This is a genomic window from Pseudoalteromonas sp. CH_XMU1449-3 (assembly GCF_037027245.1).
GTDB classification, from domain to species: domain Bacteria; phylum Pseudomonadota; class Gammaproteobacteria; order Enterobacterales; family Alteromonadaceae; genus Pseudoalteromonas; species Pseudoalteromonas shioyasakiensis.
Genome location: NZ_JAYMDY010000004.1, coordinates 98,963 through 119,537, shown reverse-complemented (window position 1 = coordinate 119,537; position 20,575 = coordinate 98,963). Strand labels below are relative to the sequence as shown.

General features: G+C 41.7%; 20 protein-coding genes. 9 read left to right on the top strand and 11 right to left on the bottom strand.

Features of this window, described 5'->3' with window-relative positions:
• The first annotated feature begins 37 nt into the window (after positions 1-37).
• The 3 genes from WA256_RS06905 to WA256_RS06895 all read left to right on the top strand — a co-directional run bounded on the left by WA256_RS06905 (position 38) and on the right by WA256_RS06895 (position 3,204).
• Positions 38-841 carry a DUF1338 domain-containing protein gene (locus WA256_RS06905; RefSeq protein WP_055021080.1) on the top strand — a complete coding sequence of 268 codons (804 nt, stop codon included), beginning with the start codon at positions 38-40 and terminating at the stop codon, positions 839-841.
• A gap of 56 nt (positions 842-897) precedes the next feature.
• A complete protein-coding gene (locus WA256_RS06900) occupies positions 898-1,728 on the top strand; it encodes a hypothetical protein (protein WP_335990085.1) in 831 nt (276 codons plus the stop codon).
• Positions 1,729-1,986: 258 nt separating this feature from the next.
• Entirely contained in the window at positions 1,987-3,204 is a 1,218-nt protein-coding gene (locus tag WA256_RS06895; protein WP_335990083.1) for a type III PLP-dependent enzyme, read from the top strand.
• Between the two features lie 90 nt (positions 3,205-3,294).
• Here WA256_RS06895 and WA256_RS06890 read toward each other — a convergent pair whose 3' ends face one another.
• Both WA256_RS06890 and WA256_RS06885 read right to left on the bottom strand, forming a co-directional pair.
• Positions 3,295-4,575, bottom strand: coding sequence for a flavohemoglobin expression-modulating QEGLA motif protein (locus WA256_RS06890; RefSeq protein ID WP_058584118.1), 1,281 nt, complete (start codon positions 4,573-4,575; stop codon positions 3,295-3,297).
• A 79-nt stretch (positions 4,576-4,654) separates the two neighbouring features.
• Positions 4,655-5,521: a TlpA family protein disulfide reductase gene (locus WA256_RS06885; protein ID WP_335990080.1), complete on the bottom strand. Its 867-nt coding sequence runs from the start codon at positions 5,519-5,521 to the stop codon at positions 4,655-4,657.
• 201 nt (positions 5,522-5,722) lie between these two features.
• Between WA256_RS06885 and WA256_RS06880 the strand changes: the two genes are divergently transcribed.
• From WA256_RS06880 to WA256_RS06855, 6 genes are all read left to right on the top strand, one after another.
• Positions 5,723-5,983, top strand: a complete 261-nt coding sequence (locus WA256_RS06880; protein WP_054554528.1) for a DUF3081 domain-containing protein — start codon at positions 5,723-5,725, stop codon at positions 5,981-5,983.
• A gap of 7 nt (positions 5,984-5,990) precedes the next feature.
• A complete protein-coding gene (locus WA256_RS06875) occupies positions 5,991-6,290 on the top strand; it encodes a hypothetical protein (protein WP_055021085.1) in 300 nt (99 codons plus the stop codon).
• Positions 6,291-6,367: 77 nt separating this feature from the next.
• Positions 6,368-7,963, top strand: a complete 1,596-nt coding sequence (locus tag WA256_RS06870) for an AbgT family transporter (protein WP_054562399.1) — start codon at positions 6,368-6,370, stop codon at positions 7,961-7,963.
• Positions 7,964-8,075: 112 nt separating this feature from the next.
• Positions 8,076-9,041: a Solitary outer membrane autotransporter beta-barrel domain gene (locus WA256_RS06865; protein ID WP_335990075.1), complete on the top strand. Its 966-nt coding sequence runs from the start codon at positions 8,076-8,078 to the stop codon at positions 9,039-9,041.
• Positions 9,042-9,113: 72 nt separating this feature from the next.
• On the top strand, positions 9,114-10,850 hold the full coding sequence (locus WA256_RS06860) for an amidohydrolase (RefSeq protein ID WP_335990073.1): 1,737 nt from the start codon (positions 9,114-9,116) through the stop codon (positions 10,848-10,850).
• Positions 10,851-10,869: 19 nt separating this feature from the next.
• Positions 10,870-11,388: a protein tyrosine phosphatase family protein gene (locus WA256_RS06855; protein WP_062565706.1), complete on the top strand. Its 519-nt coding sequence runs from the start codon at positions 10,870-10,872 to the stop codon at positions 11,386-11,388.
• Between the two features lie 18 nt (positions 11,389-11,406).
• Here WA256_RS06855 and WA256_RS06850 read toward each other — a convergent pair whose 3' ends face one another.
• The 9 genes from WA256_RS06850 to WA256_RS06810 form a co-directional block, all read right to left on the bottom strand.
• The gene (locus WA256_RS06850; protein WP_335990070.1) at positions 11,407-11,913 is read right to left on the bottom strand and encodes an Sbal_3080 family lipoprotein; all 507 of its coding nucleotides are present in this window, start codon (positions 11,911-11,913) and stop codon (positions 11,407-11,409) included.
• Between the two features lie 24 nt (positions 11,914-11,937).
• Positions 11,938-14,184: a carbohydrate binding family 9 domain-containing protein gene (locus WA256_RS06845; RefSeq protein ID WP_335990068.1), complete on the bottom strand. Its 2,247-nt coding sequence runs from the start codon at positions 14,182-14,184 to the stop codon at positions 11,938-11,940.
• Positions 14,185-14,392: 208 nt separating this feature from the next.
• On the bottom strand, positions 14,393-15,694 hold the full coding sequence (locus tag WA256_RS06840; RefSeq protein ID WP_062565709.1) for a DEAD/DEAH box helicase: 1,302 nt from the start codon (positions 15,692-15,694) through the stop codon (positions 14,393-14,395).
• Between the two features lie 67 nt (positions 15,695-15,761).
• The gene (locus WA256_RS06835; RefSeq protein WP_335990066.1) at positions 15,762-16,193 is read right to left on the bottom strand and encodes an excinuclease ABC subunit A; all 432 of its coding nucleotides are present in this window, start codon (positions 16,191-16,193) and stop codon (positions 15,762-15,764) included.
• A complete protein-coding gene (locus WA256_RS06830; RefSeq protein ID WP_335990064.1) occupies positions 16,194-17,024 on the bottom strand; it encodes a MipA/OmpV family protein in 831 nt (276 codons plus the stop codon).
• On the bottom strand, positions 17,021-18,247 hold the full coding sequence (locus tag WA256_RS06825; protein WP_335990062.1) for a beta-ketoacyl-ACP synthase: 1,227 nt from the start codon (positions 18,245-18,247) through the stop codon (positions 17,021-17,023). The genes WA256_RS06830 and WA256_RS06825 overlap by 4 nt, the downstream gene beginning before the upstream one ends.
• On the bottom strand, positions 18,247-18,972 hold the full coding sequence (gene fabG / locus WA256_RS06820) for a 3-oxoacyl-ACP reductase FabG (RefSeq protein ID WP_054562409.1): 726 nt from the start codon (positions 18,970-18,972) through the stop codon (positions 18,247-18,249). Before fabG ends, WA256_RS06825 begins: the two co-directional genes overlap by 1 nt.
• The gene (locus WA256_RS06815; protein WP_335990058.1) at positions 18,969-19,424 is read right to left on the bottom strand and encodes a hotdog family protein; all 456 of its coding nucleotides are present in this window, start codon (positions 19,422-19,424) and stop codon (positions 18,969-18,971) included. Before WA256_RS06815 ends, fabG begins: the two co-directional genes overlap by 4 nt.
• The gene (locus WA256_RS06810; RefSeq protein WP_335990056.1) at positions 19,411-20,574 is read right to left on the bottom strand and encodes a beta-ketoacyl-ACP synthase; all 1,164 of its coding nucleotides are present in this window, start codon (positions 20,572-20,574) and stop codon (positions 19,411-19,413) included. The genes WA256_RS06815 and WA256_RS06810 overlap by 14 nt, the downstream gene beginning before the upstream one ends.
• Position 20,575 lies beyond the last annotated feature (1 nt).

Genomic DNA, 20,575 nt, shown 5'->3' with positions numbered 1-20,575 from the left:
TTTGGCGGCCTCGCCGCCTTAATTGAAGGAATTAAACATGCACACAGATGTAAACGCCCTATTTGAAAACCTATGGGACAACTATTTATCAGTTACGCCATCGGCGGTAAAAGTACATGAGTTACTTGGCTCAACACAAAAAGATGACGTGATTAACGATCACATCGCACTGCGTACTTTTAACCATGAAAAAATCGGTTTAGAAAAACTAGCTGCGCACTTTTTAGCTGTTGGCTATAAAGAATGCGGCGAGTACCATTTCGAAGCGAAAAAACTATACGCAAAGCACTTCGAACATTCAGATCCTAAGCAACCTAAAGTTTTCATTTCTGAATTACTTGTTGAGCAATGCTCAGAAGAATTACAAGCTATCGTTAACGACATGGTTGAACAGATTGACGAAGACGCTGTAACAGCGGATAATTTCCTATATTCAGGTACACACTGGCAAGTAAGTTCAGACACTTACAAAAAGCTGCTAGCAGAAAGCGAATACGCTGCATGGATGTCAGCATGGGGTTACCGTGCTAATCACTTTACTGTGAGCATCAATGAATTGGCTAAATTCGATGATATCGAAAGTGTAAACCAAGCACTTAAAGATGCAGGTTTTGCGCTAAATACATCTGGCGGCGAAATCAAAGGTTCACCAGAGGTTTTACTTGAGCAATCTTCGACTCTTGCTGATGACAGCGAAGTTGAATTTAGCGATGGTGTTGTTGCCGTACCGAGTTGTTTTTATGAGTTCGCTCTGCGTTATGCAAAACCAGATGGTGAGCTATACACAGGTTTTGTGGCAGCATCAGCTGACAAAATTTTTGAGAGCACCAATGCTCGATAATTAGCACATACCAATTCGCTAAGTACAAATAAGCGAGTTGGTATACAAGGATATGTATGAGACTAATTGCGTTTATCGTAATACTATTTACTCTAAACACAGCAACGGCAACAGAAAAATCCAAGCTTACAATTTTGTCTCATGCATATTTTGCCAACGAAGCAGATAAACTCAGTATTAACCTCCACCTTGCTGCGGTTATCAATCCAGCCCTTGCTGATGAATTCGATATAGACGTCGACTTTACCAATCATGCGCGCTTAATGAAGCGCTTATCTAGTGATGAGGCCAGTTGCACCTTTAACGCAATCAAAACCCCTGAACGGGCAGAGTCCATGGTATTTTCTAAAATACCCACCTATATGCATATGCAGCGTCAAGTCTATGCACTTAAGAGCACCTTAAAGTCAGGTTCTGCGCCTATTTCTGTCACTAAGCTTCTCAAAAACAAAGGTAGTTTTGGCATTATTGGCTCCACCAGCTACCGTGAACTCGATGATGTTTTTGCTAATAAACAATACAACGTTGCGGCTATTTATGGCGAAAATGCATTTTTACAATTAAGTCGACTATTACTCAATAAGCGTATTGATTACATTGTTGCTTACAAACAAGCACTTGAAGCGCACATACCTGCTCATGAACTAAGCCAACTCACGTCAAGGCGTATTACTGAATACCCTGAATTTATAAATGGCTTTTTTACCTGCAGTAAAACCGCGGCGGGTTATCGTGCCATTGCACTTATCGATGAATATATGAAAAGTGCAGAAATGGCTGCCTATATTAAGCAATTACACAGTCAAAGTAATCACCCCGATGACGCAAAAGCTATGCTTGATCTTTATTCAAAAAGCTACGGAATACGCTTCGAAAACAGTGACTAAGCCAACTCGATTTGCTGTACAAAAATAACTCGAAATATTATAAAAAAATACTTGCGCAAATAAAAAAGCAGATCTATTATCTCGCCGCTTCTTGATGATAGCCAATCCGAGTACATTACAAACACTGTTTGTAGCAAGGCGATAGAGCAACTATCCAAGAGTGTATTTGATTGCACAGAACATACTGTGCGCTTAATAACACTCAACTGACTCGGACTTCCATTTTTCCGAGCAGTTGCTTAATTGCCGGAGAGTAAAATGGCTATTTCAACACTTACACAAGACTTAACAATCAAAGTACCTGCAGCGTCGGTTGCTGCAAACGAACCAGTCGCACAACCATCAAACCAATTTATTGAGCAACTTGTTGCACAACATGGCGCGCCATTAATGGTGCTAGATTGTGAATCTGTTCGTCATCAATACCGTGCATTAAGCCATGCTTTACCTGGCGTTGTTTTACACTTTGCGTTAAAGCCACTTCCTCATCCTGCGGTTGTTCGTACGCTTTTAGAGGAAGGTGCCAGCTTTGATTTAGCAACCAGCGGCGAAGTTGACTTAGTCGCCAGCCAAGGCGTACCTAGTGATCGTACAATTCACACGCACCCTATCAAACGAGATCGTGATATCCGTGATGCACTTGAATACGGTTGTAATGTGTTTGTGGTTGATAACATCAACGAACTAGAAAAGTTCATTGCATACAAAGACCAGGTTGAGTTACTTGTTCGCTTAAGTTTTCGTAATGCGGAAGCTTTCGCAGATTTATCGAAAAAATTTGGTTGCAGCCCAGCAATGGCCGTTGAAATCATTAGCTATGCGCAACAATTAGGTATTCGTATCAAAGGGTTGTCGTTCCATGTTGGTTCGCAAACAGCAAGTCCGGCTAAGTATGTCACTGCTATTGCTGCATGTAACCAAGTGATTAACGACGTAGCCACATTAGGATTACCTGCGCTTAGTACGCTTGATATTGGCGGTGGTTTCCCAGTGCCTTACAACAAAGACGTGCTGCCAATTAAGGAATTTTGTGCGCCAATCAATGATGCCTTAGCACAGTTACCAGAGACAGTTCGCGTAATTGCTGAACCAGGTCGCTTTATTGTAGCTAGTGCTGTAACCAGTGTTGCATCAGTAATGGGTCAAGCAGTACGTGATGGCAAGCCTTGGTACTATTTAGATGATGGAATTTACGGCTCATTCAGTGGTTTATTGTTCGATGAAGCCTCGTACCCTATCGACTCGTTCAAACAATCAAACGAACGTGTTGAGTCAGTGTTAGCAGGCCCGACTTGCGATAGCATCGACGTAGTAAGTGAGTCAATTATGCTACCAAAATTAAACAATGGTGATTTAATCATCAGCCGTATGATGGGTGCTTACACATTAGCAACCGCAACAGATTTTAACTTCTTCAAACGTGCAGAAGTTATCGTACTGAATGATGTAGTGCAGGTTGACGCACTCACCGGTTAATCGTTTCCTCGACTAAAAGCATGTAAGGCAACATGCTTTAACTCTTAAAATGCAGCTGCTCATTCCAGCTGCATTTTTTTATTTCTTTGTTTAAAGAAAGAGTGGTTTGTAATCGTTTTCTAATTGTTCAAACGACAAGTTACCAATAAAACGACCAAAGCTTAGCCAGGTTGCTAGGCCTCGTAAGTCTTTAAAGTGTGGTGGAATAAATTTTGGGTCTTCAATCACACCTAAATCATGTAATTGCGATATCAGTCTAAAATCATCAATTGAGATTTTACCGACCAATAACAAGTGCAATTGATCAATTCGACCTAACTGAATGGCAACCCGAATAAGGTTATACACCAACACGAAACCTTTGATATAAGCGATATCTTTGGTAAAAGGTAAGCCTGTTGCTGTACTGCCTCTAAACACCCGCTGAGTAAGCGTATAACTGTCGTCTTTACTCAAACCTTGCGCTACATAATCACGATAAATATCAACGAACTCCGCGCCATCAATAACCTTAGTAATACCTTGAATACGGTTCACTAATTTTGCTAAACGTCGTGGCGTCGACTTTAAAGTAATAATTTCGGTTAAGACAGCAAGGCCCTCTTGGGTCACTGTAGAGCTCGGTGTGCCTTTACTTAAACAGGTTAAATAGGGCTGAGCAAGACCGTTTTGCGTCGTCCCCACATGGATCCAGCCTTCATGCACCTCTAGAATATCTAGCTCTCTTTGAGAGAATTTAACATCTTGATTAAGTTTAATATTATTTGCACCTGCCGCAGCATCACTCACAATACCATCACTCAGAATAACCTCAACATCGATACCCGGCATCGTTTGAGCCACTTGTGATGCTAGAATTTTCACCGCATCTTGTGCATCTATGTTTTTTGGATCATCCGGTAAAATATCCGCATCAAGCATACTCTTTAGCGGCTGCTCAAGCATGGTTGCAAGCTCAGAAAGTGAAGGCTCCCCTGCATGGAATAAATCCTTGGGATGACCGAACAACTCAACTGACAAATCATGAAACTCTGGGGTACCACGATACTCAATCATACTAAGTACGGTTTTATATTCAGTACACATCTTGCTCATGTATTGGGCAATAGGATTTAGCTGCCCTAACTGGCTGATGATATCGCGATTTAAATCAGAAAACGCGCGACGCAACTCGCTTGGTACAAAACCAAGATCACGCTGTTGGTAATAGGCTTGATCAACCGTTGGGTTCTTTTGGCATTTATGCTTAAAAAACTCTTCTTTGATTTGTTTATCCCAGTTGATCGCATCAAGAATACGAATGGGTGTTTGCAATGCGATTAATCGGTCAGATAACTCGCGTGTTTTGGCTAATAATGCCTTATCTATCATGCTCTAGGCTCACTGTTAAATGAGCCTTGAGGATAGGCTAAATTTTCATAATTACAAAGTAAAATTAAGCGGTTTTGAGCTAAAATTCAGCATGCTTAGAAACTAATTTTCCATCGTTGTAGAGAAGTAAACTGGGTACCGAATTAATACTATTTTCGATAAATAAATCATTACCATAATCGATAGAAACCGGCATAGTTGCAGCGAATTTATCAACATACTCTTGCACTGCACTTTGATCAGTCCACAGCTGACTCACTTTAACCTCGACATCAACTCCTTGCTCTGCCAGCTTATTAATGTGTTGCTGTGCTAATACACACTGTTTTGCCATTGCAGGGCGCGTGTCGACTAAGTACCAGTCGCACCACGTTGCGGTGAACAGCACGGCTTTTTTGCCCTGTTTCGGAATAACCAAAGGAGTCGCTTGGCCGTGCTTTTCGCCTAGTAAACGCGCTTTATCAACTTTGCCATTGTGTGATAACAAACGTAACGTGTTATCAAGCGGTTTATCAGCTTCGTGGCCTTGAAAAATCACCTTTTCATCACTATCAATCAACACATGAAACGGGGTGCCCATAAATTCATAATGTTTAGCAACCTGGGCTGTGTGATCAGTAAATAGTGGCATAGTGAGTGAAAAACGCTCTTTAACCTTAGCAACAGCATGTGCGTCATCATTAAGGTCAATATTAATAGCCACAAATTGAATTTTATTACCATACTGCTCATAAGCATGCTGAAAATGCGGCATTTGCTCCATACATGGCTTGCACCAAGTAGCCCAAAACTTTATGTAAACGGGTTTTTCGCCCAAGTAACTGTCAAGCTTGACTATTTTCCCTGCTTCATTTTCTAAAACCAAAGGGGCTGTATTTGCCAATGTGCTTTGGCTTACAAGCAACAAGCCTGTTAGTAGTATCAGGGGTATAAACTTATATTTCATTGTGTGTCCCTCAAATAAAATCTATCTTAAGTTTAAGGTACGAGAAAATATTGTAAATTTTCGACATCTGCTATCTAAATATGATTTTAGTGATTTATCGCAAAGTAAGGTTTTAAAAACACACAGCACGTTTAATACCTGCATAAAATAACACTAAACTTTTTATAGATCTGAAACGTATTACTTCAAAAAGGAGTCATCATGAAAAATGAGCTAGACGGTAAATTAATTCTATCTGTGTATGAAAAAATCATTCAACACGGTGAAGATCATGAAGATGGAAAGCTGTATGAGGGTATTTGCGCTTTTTCGGATATCGATGGTTATACGGTATATCTAAAAGGCAGTGGTGTGTTACTGCGATTTGGCTTTCATAATACCTATCACCTTGACTATCAACATGAAAAGAACAAAGAAGACTTTTTAAAGAAAGTGCTTTATATCGCAGAACAGGAACTGTAAAGAAGTAATGAAACGACGGGTGAAAGCTGAATCAAAGCAACAGCAGGCATTTATCAACCAAGTTATTAATGAACTAAAATCTAACCCAGGTAAGTTAGATATTATTCGCGAAAACCTTAGCTACTATCGCGAACAACAGTTCCTCAAGCGTGGCTTTTTGCTTGCTATTGAGCGCTTTGATTGGGTATTTGAAGCAAGTAACGATGTAGAGCAAATCTGTGCGCAAATTTTAGCCGATGATTACATTGGCAAACGTTTGCGCCGCTACCCCTTGCTATATAAGGGCGTATTGGAACGTACCTATTAGATATCCCACCGCTAAAACATGATCTGTTCGGTAAAAAATGCTAGGTTAGCGCCATTTTGAAATAATGAGAACTGGACATGTCAAAAACTATAAACTCTCACAACACCCATGAGGGTGGCAATAATGGGTTGTTTAACCGATTTTTAGCCACCGTTGAATTTTTGGGTAATATGCTACCCCACCCTATCACTTTATTTGCAATGTTCTGCGTTGCCATTATAGTTTTTAGCGGCATTGCCGATTGGTATGGTTTAAGTGCTATCGACCCACGCCCAGAAGGCGCTGCAGGTCGAGACCCTGATGGTGTTATTGAAGTTGTCAGCCTACTTAGTGCCGAAGGCCTTCAGCGCATCGTTACAGGCCTTGTTACGAACTTCACCAGCTTTGCACCACTTGGTACGGTACTGGTTGCTCTATTAGGCGTTAGTGTTGCAGAGCACTCTGGTTTACTCTCTGCTGCTATGCGCGGCATGGTAATGGGCGCATCTAAGCGTTTAGTTACTTTTATGGTGGTGTTTGCTGCTATTTTATCAAATACGGCATCGGAACTTGGCTACGTCGTACTAATTCCATTAGCAGCCATGATATTCCATAGCCTTGGTCGTCACCCTCTTGCCGGTCTTGCTGCGGCATTTGCCGGCGTTTCAGGTGGTTACAGTGCCAACTTATTACTCGGCACCATTGACCCGCTACTTGCAGGTATCACCACACCTGCAGCACAAATGATTGATCCAAATTACCAAGTTGGCGCTGAAGCAAACTGGTATTTCATGATGATTTCAGTATTTCTAATCGCTACTCTAGGTACGTTAGTTACAGAGAAAATCGTTGAGCCTCGTCTTGGCAAGTACAACCCAGATGAAGCAAGCAATGATTTGCCAAAGAACGACATTGCAGGGCTAACTGATAAAGAAAAGTCAGGTCTTAAGTGGGCAGGTGTTTCTCTGTTAGTGGTTTCATTATTACTTGCTTGGACAATTGTTCCTGAAGACGGCATTTTGCGTAACCCAGAAACAGGCCTTGTTGCACACTCGCCATTTTTAAAAGGCATTGTGGTCTTTATCTTTGTGACTTTCGGTATTCCGGGTTTTGTTTACGGCCGTGTCGTAGGCACCATGAAAAACGATAAAGATGTCATCGATGCCATGAGTAAAAGCATGAGCTCAATGGGGATGTACATTGTGCTGGTTTTCTTTGCAGCACAGTTCGTTGCTTTCTTTAAATGGACCAACCTAGGCACAATTTTAGCTATTAACGGCGCCGCTCTGTTACAAGCATTAAACCTTACTGGCCCAGAAGTATTTGTGCTCTTTATTTTAATGTGTGCTTTAGTAAACTTAAGCTTAGGTTCTTCATCTGCACAATGGGCTGTAACGGCACCAATCTTCGTACCAATGTTAATGCTCATCGGCTATGCACCAGAAACTATTCAAGCGGCGTACCGAATTGGTGACTCGGTAACTAACCTTATCACCCCAATGATGAGTTACTTTGGCTTGATACTGGCTGTTGCCACTAAGTATAAGAAAGACATGGGTATTGGTACATTGGTTGCGACCATGCTTCCATACAGCATGATCTTCTTTGTTGGTTGGGTTGCATTATTCTACTTATGGGTATTTGTTCTGGGCTTCCCAGTTGGCCCTGAATCACCGATTTACTATCAGCCTTAATCTTCTTAGAGAGGTAAAAAGCCAAGCATTAGCTTGGCTTTTTTGTACCTGAGATTGTTGAAAGCTAACTTTACGACTATTATTAAGACATTAATTTTTATTGTTATTTTATATGAAAAAGCTATTTAAGCTGTGGTTTCTATTGCACGCATTAAGTGTATTTAATTTATATGCCAATCCAACAAAGCAACTCGAAACCGCATTTGCAACGTCGTTGGTTTTAACGGATGGGGACAGTATTACCTTAGGTATGGGGGATTTTGATCCGCAAGCACTATTTGACCCGCAACATAGCAGTAAAGATGAAGACAGTATCGCACTTAGGAAGGAGCTTAAACTCTACAGTATTCCTTACACTTGGCAGCTTGATGAGCCAATTTATCAGCACCAACTAAGTGTAACCAGCAGAATAAGTTATTTAAATCAATCAGATTTTATCTCACTGTATGAGAATGTCGCTGACGACTATATTTCAGAAACAGTGTATAACGGGATGCTCGGTTTTAATGCCGAAAAAGCACTTGGCTCTAAATGGTCATATCAATTTGGTTTTAATACTCACTACTTACATTACAACAATGATTACGATTACAACTCCTCTGAATCCAGACGCGACTTGCAGCCTTTAGCTGAAAATCTTTACACCAACCTCAATAGTAATGCACTGGTGTTAAACCCAAATGCGACCATGATCTATCGCCTACCTAGGCATTGGGGCTATTACGAGTACAAGCTTAACTTCAATTACTACTATGGCTGGGCACTCTCTCACCCTGATGGGGTAAGTAATGCAGCACCTGAAACATGGCGCACACTTAATGGTATTAAAGCTAAATTTAACATGTTCAAAATAGGGCTTTTTGAGCAAGCTTTTTACATCAAAGGCCAGCGAATCGATTTAGGCGGCGATAGTCGCGTAGCTTTTGGGACCGATCACTTTTATGAATACGGTATTGGCTTTTTATGGGACAGTAGAAAGTGGACGTCATGGTTTGACAACTTTGGTATCGGCATCAACATTCACAACGGTAGTAGCCTCGATGGTGCAGCTATTGTCTTGTACTTTAACGAAATTTAAGTCCATTTTTTAAAGACAAAATTTTAAAACAGACTATATTCTTAGCATAATCAAAATTCATGGAAGATTTATATGAAACATCACCTCGCAATCGCTTGTTCATTACTTGCATTAACGGCTTGCGATAACCCCCCTGAACAAACAGCTAAAACGCTACCACTGCAAGTGAGTGCTGCAGATACCATTTATTATGGTGGCGATATTCTTACAATGGCTGGCGATGAACCAGAATATGCGCAGGCTATTGCTACCCAAGGTGACAAAATCATCTTTGTGGGTGATAAAACTAAAGCCCTTGAGCATAAGTTTGGCAAAACAAAGCTAATTGATTTGCAAGGAAAAACCTTAATGCCAGGCTTTGTTGATGGCCATAGCCATGTCTATGGTGTTGGTTTGCAAGCCATGGTAGCCAATGTATTACCTAGCCCAGATGGAGATGCCAATAGTGTTGAGCAAATCGTTAATATTCTTACCGCCGCACAAAATAACCCTGACTACACCACATTTATTGAAAAAACGGGTGCTATTTTAGGCTTTGGTTACGATGATGCTGAGCTTGATAGATACCCAACTAAAATGGACTTAGACCGCGTTAGCACCGAAAAGCCAGTGATCATCATTCATACTTCTGGGCACTTAAGTGTTGCAAACAGTAAAGCTTTAGCCATGGCCAGCATCGACGAAAACACAGACAATCCTGACGGTGGGCTAATTCGTCGTATGGCAAACTCACAAGAACCCAATGGGGTGCTCGAAGAAAACGCGCACTTTGGTTTACTGTTTAAGCTCATGCAGTCGTTTGATCCTGACTTACAAGATTTAATGCTGCATGAAGGGCAAAAACTCTACACAAAATACGGCTACACCACAGCACAAGAAGGCCGAGCAACTCAAGAAGCCTACGATTCGATGGTAAGAGCATCCAAAGCCGATAAGTTCGTCATTGATGTGGTTGCCTATGCCGATATGGCCACCAGCAGCAGTTTTATGGACTCACCCTATAACAGTAAAAACTACACAAATCATTTTCGTATTGGTGGTGTAAAACTTAACTTTGATGGCTCACCACAAGGGAAAACCGCTTGGTTATCTCACCCATACTTAAAAGCACCTGAAGGACAAGAGCAAGGCTATGCAGGCTACCCTACTTTTAATGATGAACAAGCTTATCAGTATATTGAAACTGCCTTTGCCAATGACTGGCAAGTGATGACTCATGCAAATGGTGATGCCGCTATTGAGCAATTTTTAAATGCCGTTGAAAATGCCAATAACAAGCTTGGTAAAAAAGACCGCCGCCCGGTACTTATTCATGGCCAAACTATTCGTCAAGATCAGGTAAACCGTCTTAAAGAATTAGGCATATTTCCATCGCTCTTCCCAATGCATACCTTTTATTGGGGCGACTGGCATGTAAATTCGGTGCTTGGTCACCCCCGTGCAGATTTTATTTCACCCACCCATGCGGTTCGCAAACAAGGATTAATGTTTAGCACCCATCATGATGCACCTGTAGCTCTGCCCAATGCACTGCGTGTATTAGATGCAACGGTTAACCGTACGACTCGAACAGACCAAGTATTAGGCCCAGATCAACGCGTTTCTGTGTATACTGCACTACAAGCAATGACGACATGGCCGGCTTATCAACACTTTGAAGAAAGCTTAAAAGGGCAATTAAAACAAGGGATGCAAGCAGATTTAATTATCCTTGATAACAATCCGTTGAAAATAAAGCCTGCAGAACTACATAATTTACAAGTGCTAGAAACCATTAGCCGCGGTGAAACCGTCTACAGCAAAAACTAAACACTTTTCAAGGAGTAACATGAATAAGTTTATACAATTAGCCTGTGCTGCGCTGCTGTCATTTTCAGCGTTAGCAGCACAAACAGCTGCTACAAAACTGGATATTTTAAATCTTAAGGCGCAGTCTGAGCATGTGCTAACTTCTGGGCAGCCAAGTCAAACTGATTTTGCGAAATTAAAACAACTTGGTGTTGAGAACATTATCAACCTTCGTGGTGATAACGAAACGAATTGGTCTGAGCAAGAGTTAGTCACTGAGCTTGGTATGAACTATTACCATATTCCTGTGCAATCTAAAGCTGATATTACCATTGAAAATGCTACGAAACTTCAGGCTTTGCTCAATGAGCACCAACAGCAAACCACCTTACTGCACTGTGCGAGCAGCAACCGTGTCGGCGCTCTTGTAGCGCTATACAATGCCATAACCTTGAAAAAGCCAGTTGATGAAGCTGTTGAGATTGGTAAGCAATGGGGCTTAAAAAGCCTTGAAGGCGTGGTAAGAAGTAAAGTAAACGAAGAAGTTGGTCAGCTATAAGCTGACCAACATGCTGCTTTATATTGCCTTTTTCTGACTTTCTTGTTGTTTCTTAGCTTCAACTTGCTGAAACATCGAATCAACGAGCTCAATGATTTTTTCGTTCGCATCAATAAACTTATCTAAACCACCACCCGTGCGATAGCTTGCCTGAGCAATTGTTTTAGTTTGGTCAACATTAGTGACCCAAATATTGGCATATGCCATATAAAGGGCTAAATCCCAACGCCAGTTAGCAACATAAAACGCAACAGCATCACAACCATCTGTGTTAGCAGTTGAGATGTCTGTTTGATACGTTTGATGTTTCATAACATAGTTGGCTGGTATCACACGCGTTTTCACGTTATGTTTTGCAAAGCCTGATTGTAGTGATGTTACAACACCTTCTTTTACCGCTTGATGCTCTGCAATACACACGGTTTTTGGTTTTTCCGCTTCAAAACGACTTACATCTTGTTTCGCTGCACAACCCGCAAGTACGGTTGCTGCAACTGCAACAGCTGATATTTTTGCAATATTCATTATGATTTTCCTTTTTTATAATTTTTAAAGCTGCCATGCATAGCTTAGCTTAGTGAAGAAGGTACGCTGATCTCGCTCAAGACTCTTCAACGAATCATCTTGATATCCTTTATCAGAATACCCTAAATAAAACAGTGTCTGTGAGTTAATTTTATACGAGTACACTAGCTGACTACCATAATCGCGGTTAGTTTGGCTTACATCAAATCGATAAGCTTCGTTGTTCCGATCTACATCTTCAAACTGTAAAACGAGTTTCAGCATTGAGCGCATATTAAATTTATAATAAACGCGTAGATCCGTTAAGTTTGCAGTATAAACACGTTCATTTTGTTGGTTATCTAAATAGCTGTAGCTGTGCTCTAATTGAACCTGCCAATGATCGTTTATGTCCCACGTCATCTCAGGCTCAATGCGAACCATAGTACCTAAAGCTGCATTACTGTAATCAATTTTACTGCCATATTGAGCATACAATAAAAAGCTAATGTCACGAATGGGTCTAAAACCGCCGTAGATATAACCTATGTTTTGATTAAAAAACTCGCCAGCATAAAACTCATTACGATGGATAAAGCCAATTTCTGTTTGCGACTGCATCTTACCTTTAAAGGTAAAAAAGCCATCGTATTCTTCTTCGAGTAGGTCGCCATTTTGCGCCCATGTTTTATCCCACTCAACATTGTAGCTGTACTCTGTGATTGCATCATCAGCATCGCGATACCATGTTTGCCCACCACCTAATTGTACTTGCTCGTAATCAACTTTAGCTTGGTAACCTAAGTCTGAGCGGTATTCTTTACCTATATTTTCGTAATTAGCATAAACTTCGTAATCACGCTTAGTTCTAGTAAATTCAATAGCATAAGCTTGATCTGATTGATTTTTATCAATGCCATAATAATCAACTAAAAATTCTGAGTTAGTGGTATCTGTGCTTGCTACTTGATACTGCAAACTATCTGATTGATTAAACCAGTAACTACCATCTAAAGATAACACCGTATTATGATAATCATCATTTTCACGGTGCGTACTCATCACACCAATTGTGCCTTTTTGGCCAATATCAAACTGATAACGCCCCGCAACTGCTTGCGTTTTATCTGCCAGATTAGCAAAGCCCGAACCTTGATTTGTCGGAAGTAAGACACTGGTATTCTGATCGTCAGCGTACATAAAGCCATAGCTGTGCGCGCCAGTTTTACCTGTTAATTTTAAACCCACATCAGGTTCAGCAATCATTCGCGTGTATAAAAGCTCTAGTTGGCTGGTATCAAAATAAGACGCACCATCTAAAAAGAATGGGCGCTTTTCAGCATAATAAATTGAGTAGGTGGTATTTACGTCAAGCTCAAGTGAATCAGCCTCGACCTGCGAAAAGTCAGGGTTAATGGTGGCATTAATAACCGCATCTTGCGTCACCCCCCAACGTAAGTCCAAGCCCGCTTCAGTATCAATATCACCATTTTGCCAATCACCCGGCACTTTATCTTTGGTATCATGGCGAAGCGCAGTTAAAGTGGGCGTAAGCTGAATGTTTTGGCTTTCTGTCATGTTGGCAAAGCCTGTGAGTTTATCAAACTGGCAAAAGCTACATTTCACATCTCGGTCAAAACCAACATTCGACATTTGATAATACACATCACGCGGATAATTTCGCCAAACTGCAAAACTCCACGTCAACTCTGTTTGATCTTTTGGAAAGCGAAGTGCAGTGAATGGAATACGCATTTCAACCACATAACCGTCGTCGGTAATTTGCCCTGCACTATCCCAAATGGCATCCCATGATGGATCTTCCACCCAATCATCAATATCCGTCATGCGCATATCGCCTTGCGCACCCAGTGGGTTTACATAAAACTCATAGCCGGTTCGTTCATCATTGAAGGTATCAATCATCAAGGCAACATTGTCGTCTTGCCAAAGCGTATCACGATCTCGAAGGGCGGCACGAATTTGAGAAGGGTCATTATCTTTTGCAATAAAACCAACATACAAGTATTTACCATCTTCATACATGTAGGCATCGGTTTGTACGAGCGGCGTGCCTTTTTCGGTTGGCTCATTCTGATATTTTAATGGTACTTTTGTGGCGTATTGCCAATGCGACTCATCCATCACACCATCAACGCTAATAGACTCTTTAATATGGGCAAGGGAGAACTCTGCTTTATCAAATGCATTGGCAGAAAAAGGCATACAGGCAACACTAAGTAAAAAAGTAGGGGCGACTATTTTATTTATTATTCTTTTTAAGTACTGCATAAACATCCATTTAGACACTGACGCGCTAGAAACGCTACTTGACTGATTTCAAAGCGATTGTAATTCAGTAAGGTACATTTGTTAATCTAATTTTCAGTTTTGTGTCATAAAATTTAACAAAATACTCCATTTGTACTAATAAAAGAGCCAAAAAAGCCCCATTGCCAAACAGCAATGGGGCTTTTCATACGTTTGTTATCGAAACCTATTACTTTTTAAGGCTTAATTTATTGCCTTTCAAAGATTTGCGAACATTTGCGATTCGTGAACGGTTCTTTGCACGCGCTTCACCCGTTGCCTGACCCGAAGCCTTATTTGTACGGCTACGACGTAAGTGCGACGGCTTCTTACCAATTTTATCAATCAGTACTTCACGGCTGCTTACTTCGTAACCTGGTAAAACAACACGCTTGATGCGCTGTCCGATTAGCTTTTCGATATCGAATAAAGTGTTTTCTTCTTCACGGCTGACAAACGAAATTGCTTGACCCGGCTTACCAGCACGACCTGTACGGCCGATACGATGCACGTAGTCTTCTGCAAGCCAAGGTAGATCGATGTTGATCACACGTGGCAACCCTTCAATATCAATACCACGAGCAGCTACTTCAGTTGCGACCAGCACGCGAACTTTACCTTCTTTAAACTCGCGTAAAGCGCGGCGGCGGTTACCTTGGGTTTTATCACCATGACAAACAACAGCAGGAATACCATCAAGGTTAAGCTCTTTTACAAGCTCATCGGCAGTTTCTTTCATGTTTACGAAAACAAGTACCTGCTGCCAGTTTTTCTTACCTATCAATTCAGATAAAAGCTCTTGCTTACGGCGCTCTTCAACTGGATAAACAACGTGTTGCACTGTTTCTGCGGTACTGTTGGTTTGATCTACACGAATAATTTCAGGCTGCTTTAGTACTTTACTCGCAAATTGTTTAATTGCCGCCGGGAAAGTGGCAGAGAACAATAAGATTTGACGCGCTTCATCACAGCCATTAATAACGGTTTGCATATCGCTGATAAAGCCCATGTCTAGCATACGGTCAGCTTCATCAAGCACTAAATGCTTAACATTGGCTAAGCTGATGTTACCTAAACGAAGATGATCAAGTAAGCGCCCTGGCGTTGCAACTACGATATCGACACCTGCTTTCAAATCGTTAGCTTGACCCGCTAGATTAATACCACCAAACAAACACACTGTTTTGAGTTCGGTGTATTTTGCAAACGCTTTAAAATTATTGGCGATTTGCTCAGCTAACTCGCGGGTAGGTGCAAGCACTAATGCACTTGGTGCATTATTTTCACTAACCGCTGATTCTGATAATTTTTGGATAAGTGGTAAAGCAAATGCAGCGGTTTTACCCGTGCCTGTTTGCGCACTAACAAGTACGTCTTTGCCTTTTCTTACCGCAGGAATTGCACTACGTTGAACGGGAGTAAGCGTTTCGAAATTAAGCTCTTCTAATGCCTGTAAAAGCTCAGAAGAAAAACTAAATGATTTAAAATTCATGCTGTATAACCTGCGGCCATCATATCAAGGGTCGCAAATTATACAGAAAAAAAATGACTTTAGTTAGTTATAACTTAACTAAAGTGCCTTTTAATGCCACGCCAGCAACAAATGTGCCCGCACCACATTGATATTCGGTTTGGCTAACGAACTCACGTTTTTTGTAGTACGATTGAATATTTACAACTGCATTCATGCCTTCACGAACAGCACGCTCTTGTAATGCTTTTAAAGCACTCAGCATTACCCACTCACACGCTTCTCGGTCAGTTTTATTAAATGCGTTGGTTTTCTTATTGGTGATCACTTCACCATAATTGGTTTTAATGCTGTTATGACTTTGATCAGCAAAATACAGCGGAACATCTAACAGCGCTTGTTTCGCTTTGGTAGTTTCAAGTAATGCTTGTACAGGTAGCGTTTGTAAATCATCACGTGCAAAACTGTTTGTTGAAAACAAACAAGCTGCTAAAACACAGGCAAGGGTCAATAACTTCATTTAAAAATTCCTTCTATAAAATTTCCATGCAACACCAAAACCAACCGAAACATTATAATCTTGCTTAACGAGTGGGCTTGCATCTTGTTGACTGTTAGCAAGGTGATGATATTTAACAAAACCACCTAACCAATACTTTGGTGTGTCAAAATGTACCCCAATTGATACATCAGCGCCAGAAAAACCTGAACGACTTGAGTATGCTTGGCGAGTTTCATTGCTATGTAAGTCACTCACTCCATAGTAGTAATCAAGGTATTTGTCGCTAGCAAAGTTGATATTGCCACGAAACGCTAATGAAAATTGTGAATCCGCCTGTTCGATGATCGGCACTCGATAATACACACTTGGCCCATAACGCCAGCCAATATCATCAATACCTGAGAAATCTGTCGCAATGGCTTTGCGTGCAAACAGGCTTAAATACAAATGCTGTTTAGCGTTTGGTTCACCTATTAGGTAGTAATTAAGTGAAGGCCCTAATTCAAATACCCAATCTAGATCATCCATACCTTCTCGGGCTTTGTTGTCTTCACTGTCAACTGCAAGACCTACGTTGGCAGATAAATCTAAATGGAGATTTTCTTGTTGCCACAAAAAGCCAGTGAAGTTATTACGGTCGATGGCCATTTTATCACTTTGATAACGAAAATAAGGCACAGGCAATAGGTATTGCTCACTTTCATCTGAACCTAAATAATGCGGGATATCTGCATAAAAAAGGCCTGCACCGAACTCCATTTTTGCAGTGCCCTTTTCTACACTGTCTTCTGCAGCATAAGCATTAAAAGTTAGAATAAATAAAATACTTATGATGCAGCGCTTGATCATGCTTGCCACTTTTTAAAAATTAACGAGGTATTGATGCCACCAAACGCAAAGTTATTACTCATAATGTAATCTGTTTGCATTTCACGGCCATTGCCCTTGATATAGTCTAAATCAGCACACTCAGGATCGACATCCGTTAAATTGATAGTAGGTGCAAACCAACCATCATTCATCATATTGATACTTGCCCATGCCTCAATGGCGCCACACGCTCCTAAGGTATGACCTAAATAACTCTTTAATGAGCTAATAGGTTTCTTGCCAAGGGCATTGAAAGTCGCCAGAGACTCCGCAATATCACCCCGATCTGTTGACGTACCATGAGCATTCACATAGCCAATTTGGTCAGCAGTAAGCTGTGCATCATTAAGGGCCATTTCGATAGCCACTTGCATAGTTTCTGCGGTAGGTTGCGTCACATGTTGACCATCTGAGTTACAACCAAAACCGACGAGCTCCGCATAAATGGTCGCTCCACGGGCTAGGGCATGCTCATACTCTTCTAAAATGAGTGTGCCCGCACCTTCACCAATAACCAGACCATCGCGATTTTGATCAAATGGTCGTGGCGAGCTTTTCGCAGCATCATTTTTTGTGCTGGTCGCGTATAAGGTGTCAAATACCGCAGCTTCTGTGATGCATAACTCTTCTGCGCCACCAGCCACCATGGCTTTTTGGCGACCATACTTAATCGCTTCATAAGCATAACCAATACCTTGCGAGCCTGATGTGCACGCAGAGCTGGTAGTGATCACCCGACCTTTTAAGCCAAAAAAGACACCCACATTCACAGGCGCTGTATGCGCCATCATCTGGATGTAACTGGTGGCCGTTACGCCTGTCATTTCGCCTGTTTCCATCATTTTTGCAAAAGCCAATAATGGTGGCGTTGACCCCGTAGATGAGCCAAAAGCAATGCCTGTAGAGCCGTCGGTTAGACTTGAGTGCTCTAATAGCCCGGCTTCTTCTAAAGCAAGCTCTGTAGTACGGGTCGACATCATAGCAACACGTCCCATTGAGCGAACTTGTTTACGCTTATAGTGGCTTGGTTTAGTAAAATGAGTAACAGGTGCTGCTAGTCGAGTGTTTAATTCTGGCGCCACATCCCAGTCAGTCATGTACTGAACGGCATTTTCACCTTTTTGCAAAGCGGTTTTAAATTCACCCCAGGTATCACCTAATGCAGTAATGGCAGACATGCCTGTAACAACAACGCGCTTCATTACACCATACCGCCATTCACAGAAATAACTTGGCGGGTGATATACGCGGCGTCATCGGAACACAAAAACGACACAGTACCCGCGACTTCACTAACTGACCCCATACGTTTTAATGGGATCATTTTTAGCATTTCATCAACCGGTAAATCGTCTGTCATTTCAGTTTCGATTAAGCCAGGTGCCACGCAGTTAACGGTGATCTTACGTTTTGCAAGCTCAAGCGAAAGCGCTTTGGTCGCACCAATAATGCCCGCTTTAGCGGCACTGTAGTTAACTTGCCCGCGATTACCGGCAATCCCTGACACTGACGCCATAGTGACAATACGGCCACCTTTACGACCTTGCACCATTGGCATCACCGTTGGATGAACCACATTATAAAAACCGTCAAGGCCAGTACGGATCACTTTATCCCAATCATCACCTTGCATCGCTGGGAACGCCATATCATTCGTGATACCTGCATTACAGATCACCCCATAATACGCACCGTGCTCGGCAATATCAGCTTCAATTTGTTGTTTTGCAAGCTCTCTATCGCAAACATCAAATTGCAATAAGCTAGCATGACGACCAAGCGCACTGATTTCTTCACAGGTTTGCTCTGCTTCAGCCACACCACTGCGACAATGAACAGCAATATCAAAGCCATCGTTAGCTAATCTAAGTGCGATTGCTTTGCCAATACCACGGCTTGAGCCGGTGACTAAAATACGTTTTGTCATTGATTTTCTCTTATAAACTGCATTGGGTCTTGTGGTTGAAACACATTAATTTTTGCTTCTGCTAAGCATGTTTCATCGCTATGTATTTGACACTCAAATACGCTTAACCCTGATTCTTCTTGATATAATTTTGTCACCGAGACTTTAAGCGTTTGCTCGTTTTTAAATACCGGTGCATAGGTTTTATATTTGCGTGTACCAATTAAAAAACCAATTTGTACTTCATTTCCTTTGTCTTTTGCTAGCGCACCAGCATACGCTGCGATAGTTTGCGCCATATATTCACAGCCAATATAACTGGCAACGCCATTTAAGCTCTCGTCATAAAACGGGCTGTGTGAACTAATATCCACTTCACAGCAACCTGACTCTTCGCTGAAATTGGATAGGCGATTGAGCAATATCATTGGTTCGCTATGAGGGACTACTTGCTCAATTTTATAGTGATTCATTTAGATGTCCTAGTACTACACTGACATTATTGCCACCAAAGGCAAACGAATTTGATAAACAAGTGTTAATTTCTGCCGTTTCTGGTTGTGTTATTAAACCAATTTCAGCCAATGATTCGTCTTTTATAACCTGATTGCATACTAATTGATTAAATTCTGGGTAAGCCAAATAGAGCCAACATAATCCAGCTTCTAAGGCACCTGCAGCGCCTAAGGTGTGGCCGGTCAAATGCTTAGAAGAGCTCACTTTAGTATCTTTGCCAAATACCTCACTGATTGCCAGAGATTCCATCGCATCATTTTGCGGTGTGGCTGTTCCATGGGCATTAATGTAGTCGATATCTGAAGGCGTTAAATTCGCGTCTTGCAATGCCATTGTCATAGCTGCGATTGCGCCAGAACCATCTGCAATCGGGGCTGAAATATGGTGGGCGTCGGAGCTTTCTCCACCACCTAAAAAAGCAATACTTTGTTTTGTGTGCTGCTCTTTACTCATAACAAATAACGCTGCGGCTTCACCAATATTGATGCCTGCTCTGTCGCTGCTAAACGGCTTACAAATTTCATCGCTAATAGATGATAATGAATCAAAGCCATTGATAGTGAGTTGGCACAAGCTATCTACCCCACCACAAATTACCACATCGGCTAAATCGGCACTGAGTAAGGCGCGCGCACTAATAAGCGCCTTGGCACTTGAACTACACGCAGTTGAAATACTGTAACTTGGCCCCTTCGCAGCGAGTTTTTTGGCAATATAATTGGCGGGTGCGACGAGCGCTTGGTCGTAATAATCAAATTCCTCTGGCCACTTTCCCTCAGCTGCATGGGCAATTCGGCCTCTTTCACCTTCTTGAATTGCAGCAGTACTGGTACCAATCACCACAGCAATACGGCTGCTCGGAATGTCTATGTTTGCTAATGTGTCAGCAAGTTGCGCCAGCGCTAAATCGATTAGCTGATAAAATCGCATTGATGCTGTTAATGGCAGTTCATTAACCAAACCCACAAAGGTTGGGCGCTGCTCAAATGCAAGCGACGTCACCTCTGTGAGTGTTTGTTTAGGTTGTAAGCTGATACTTTGCATTGTTTGTTGATGACCAACCCCCAATGCACTAACAATACCTAAGTCGTTAAGCCAAAATGGCATA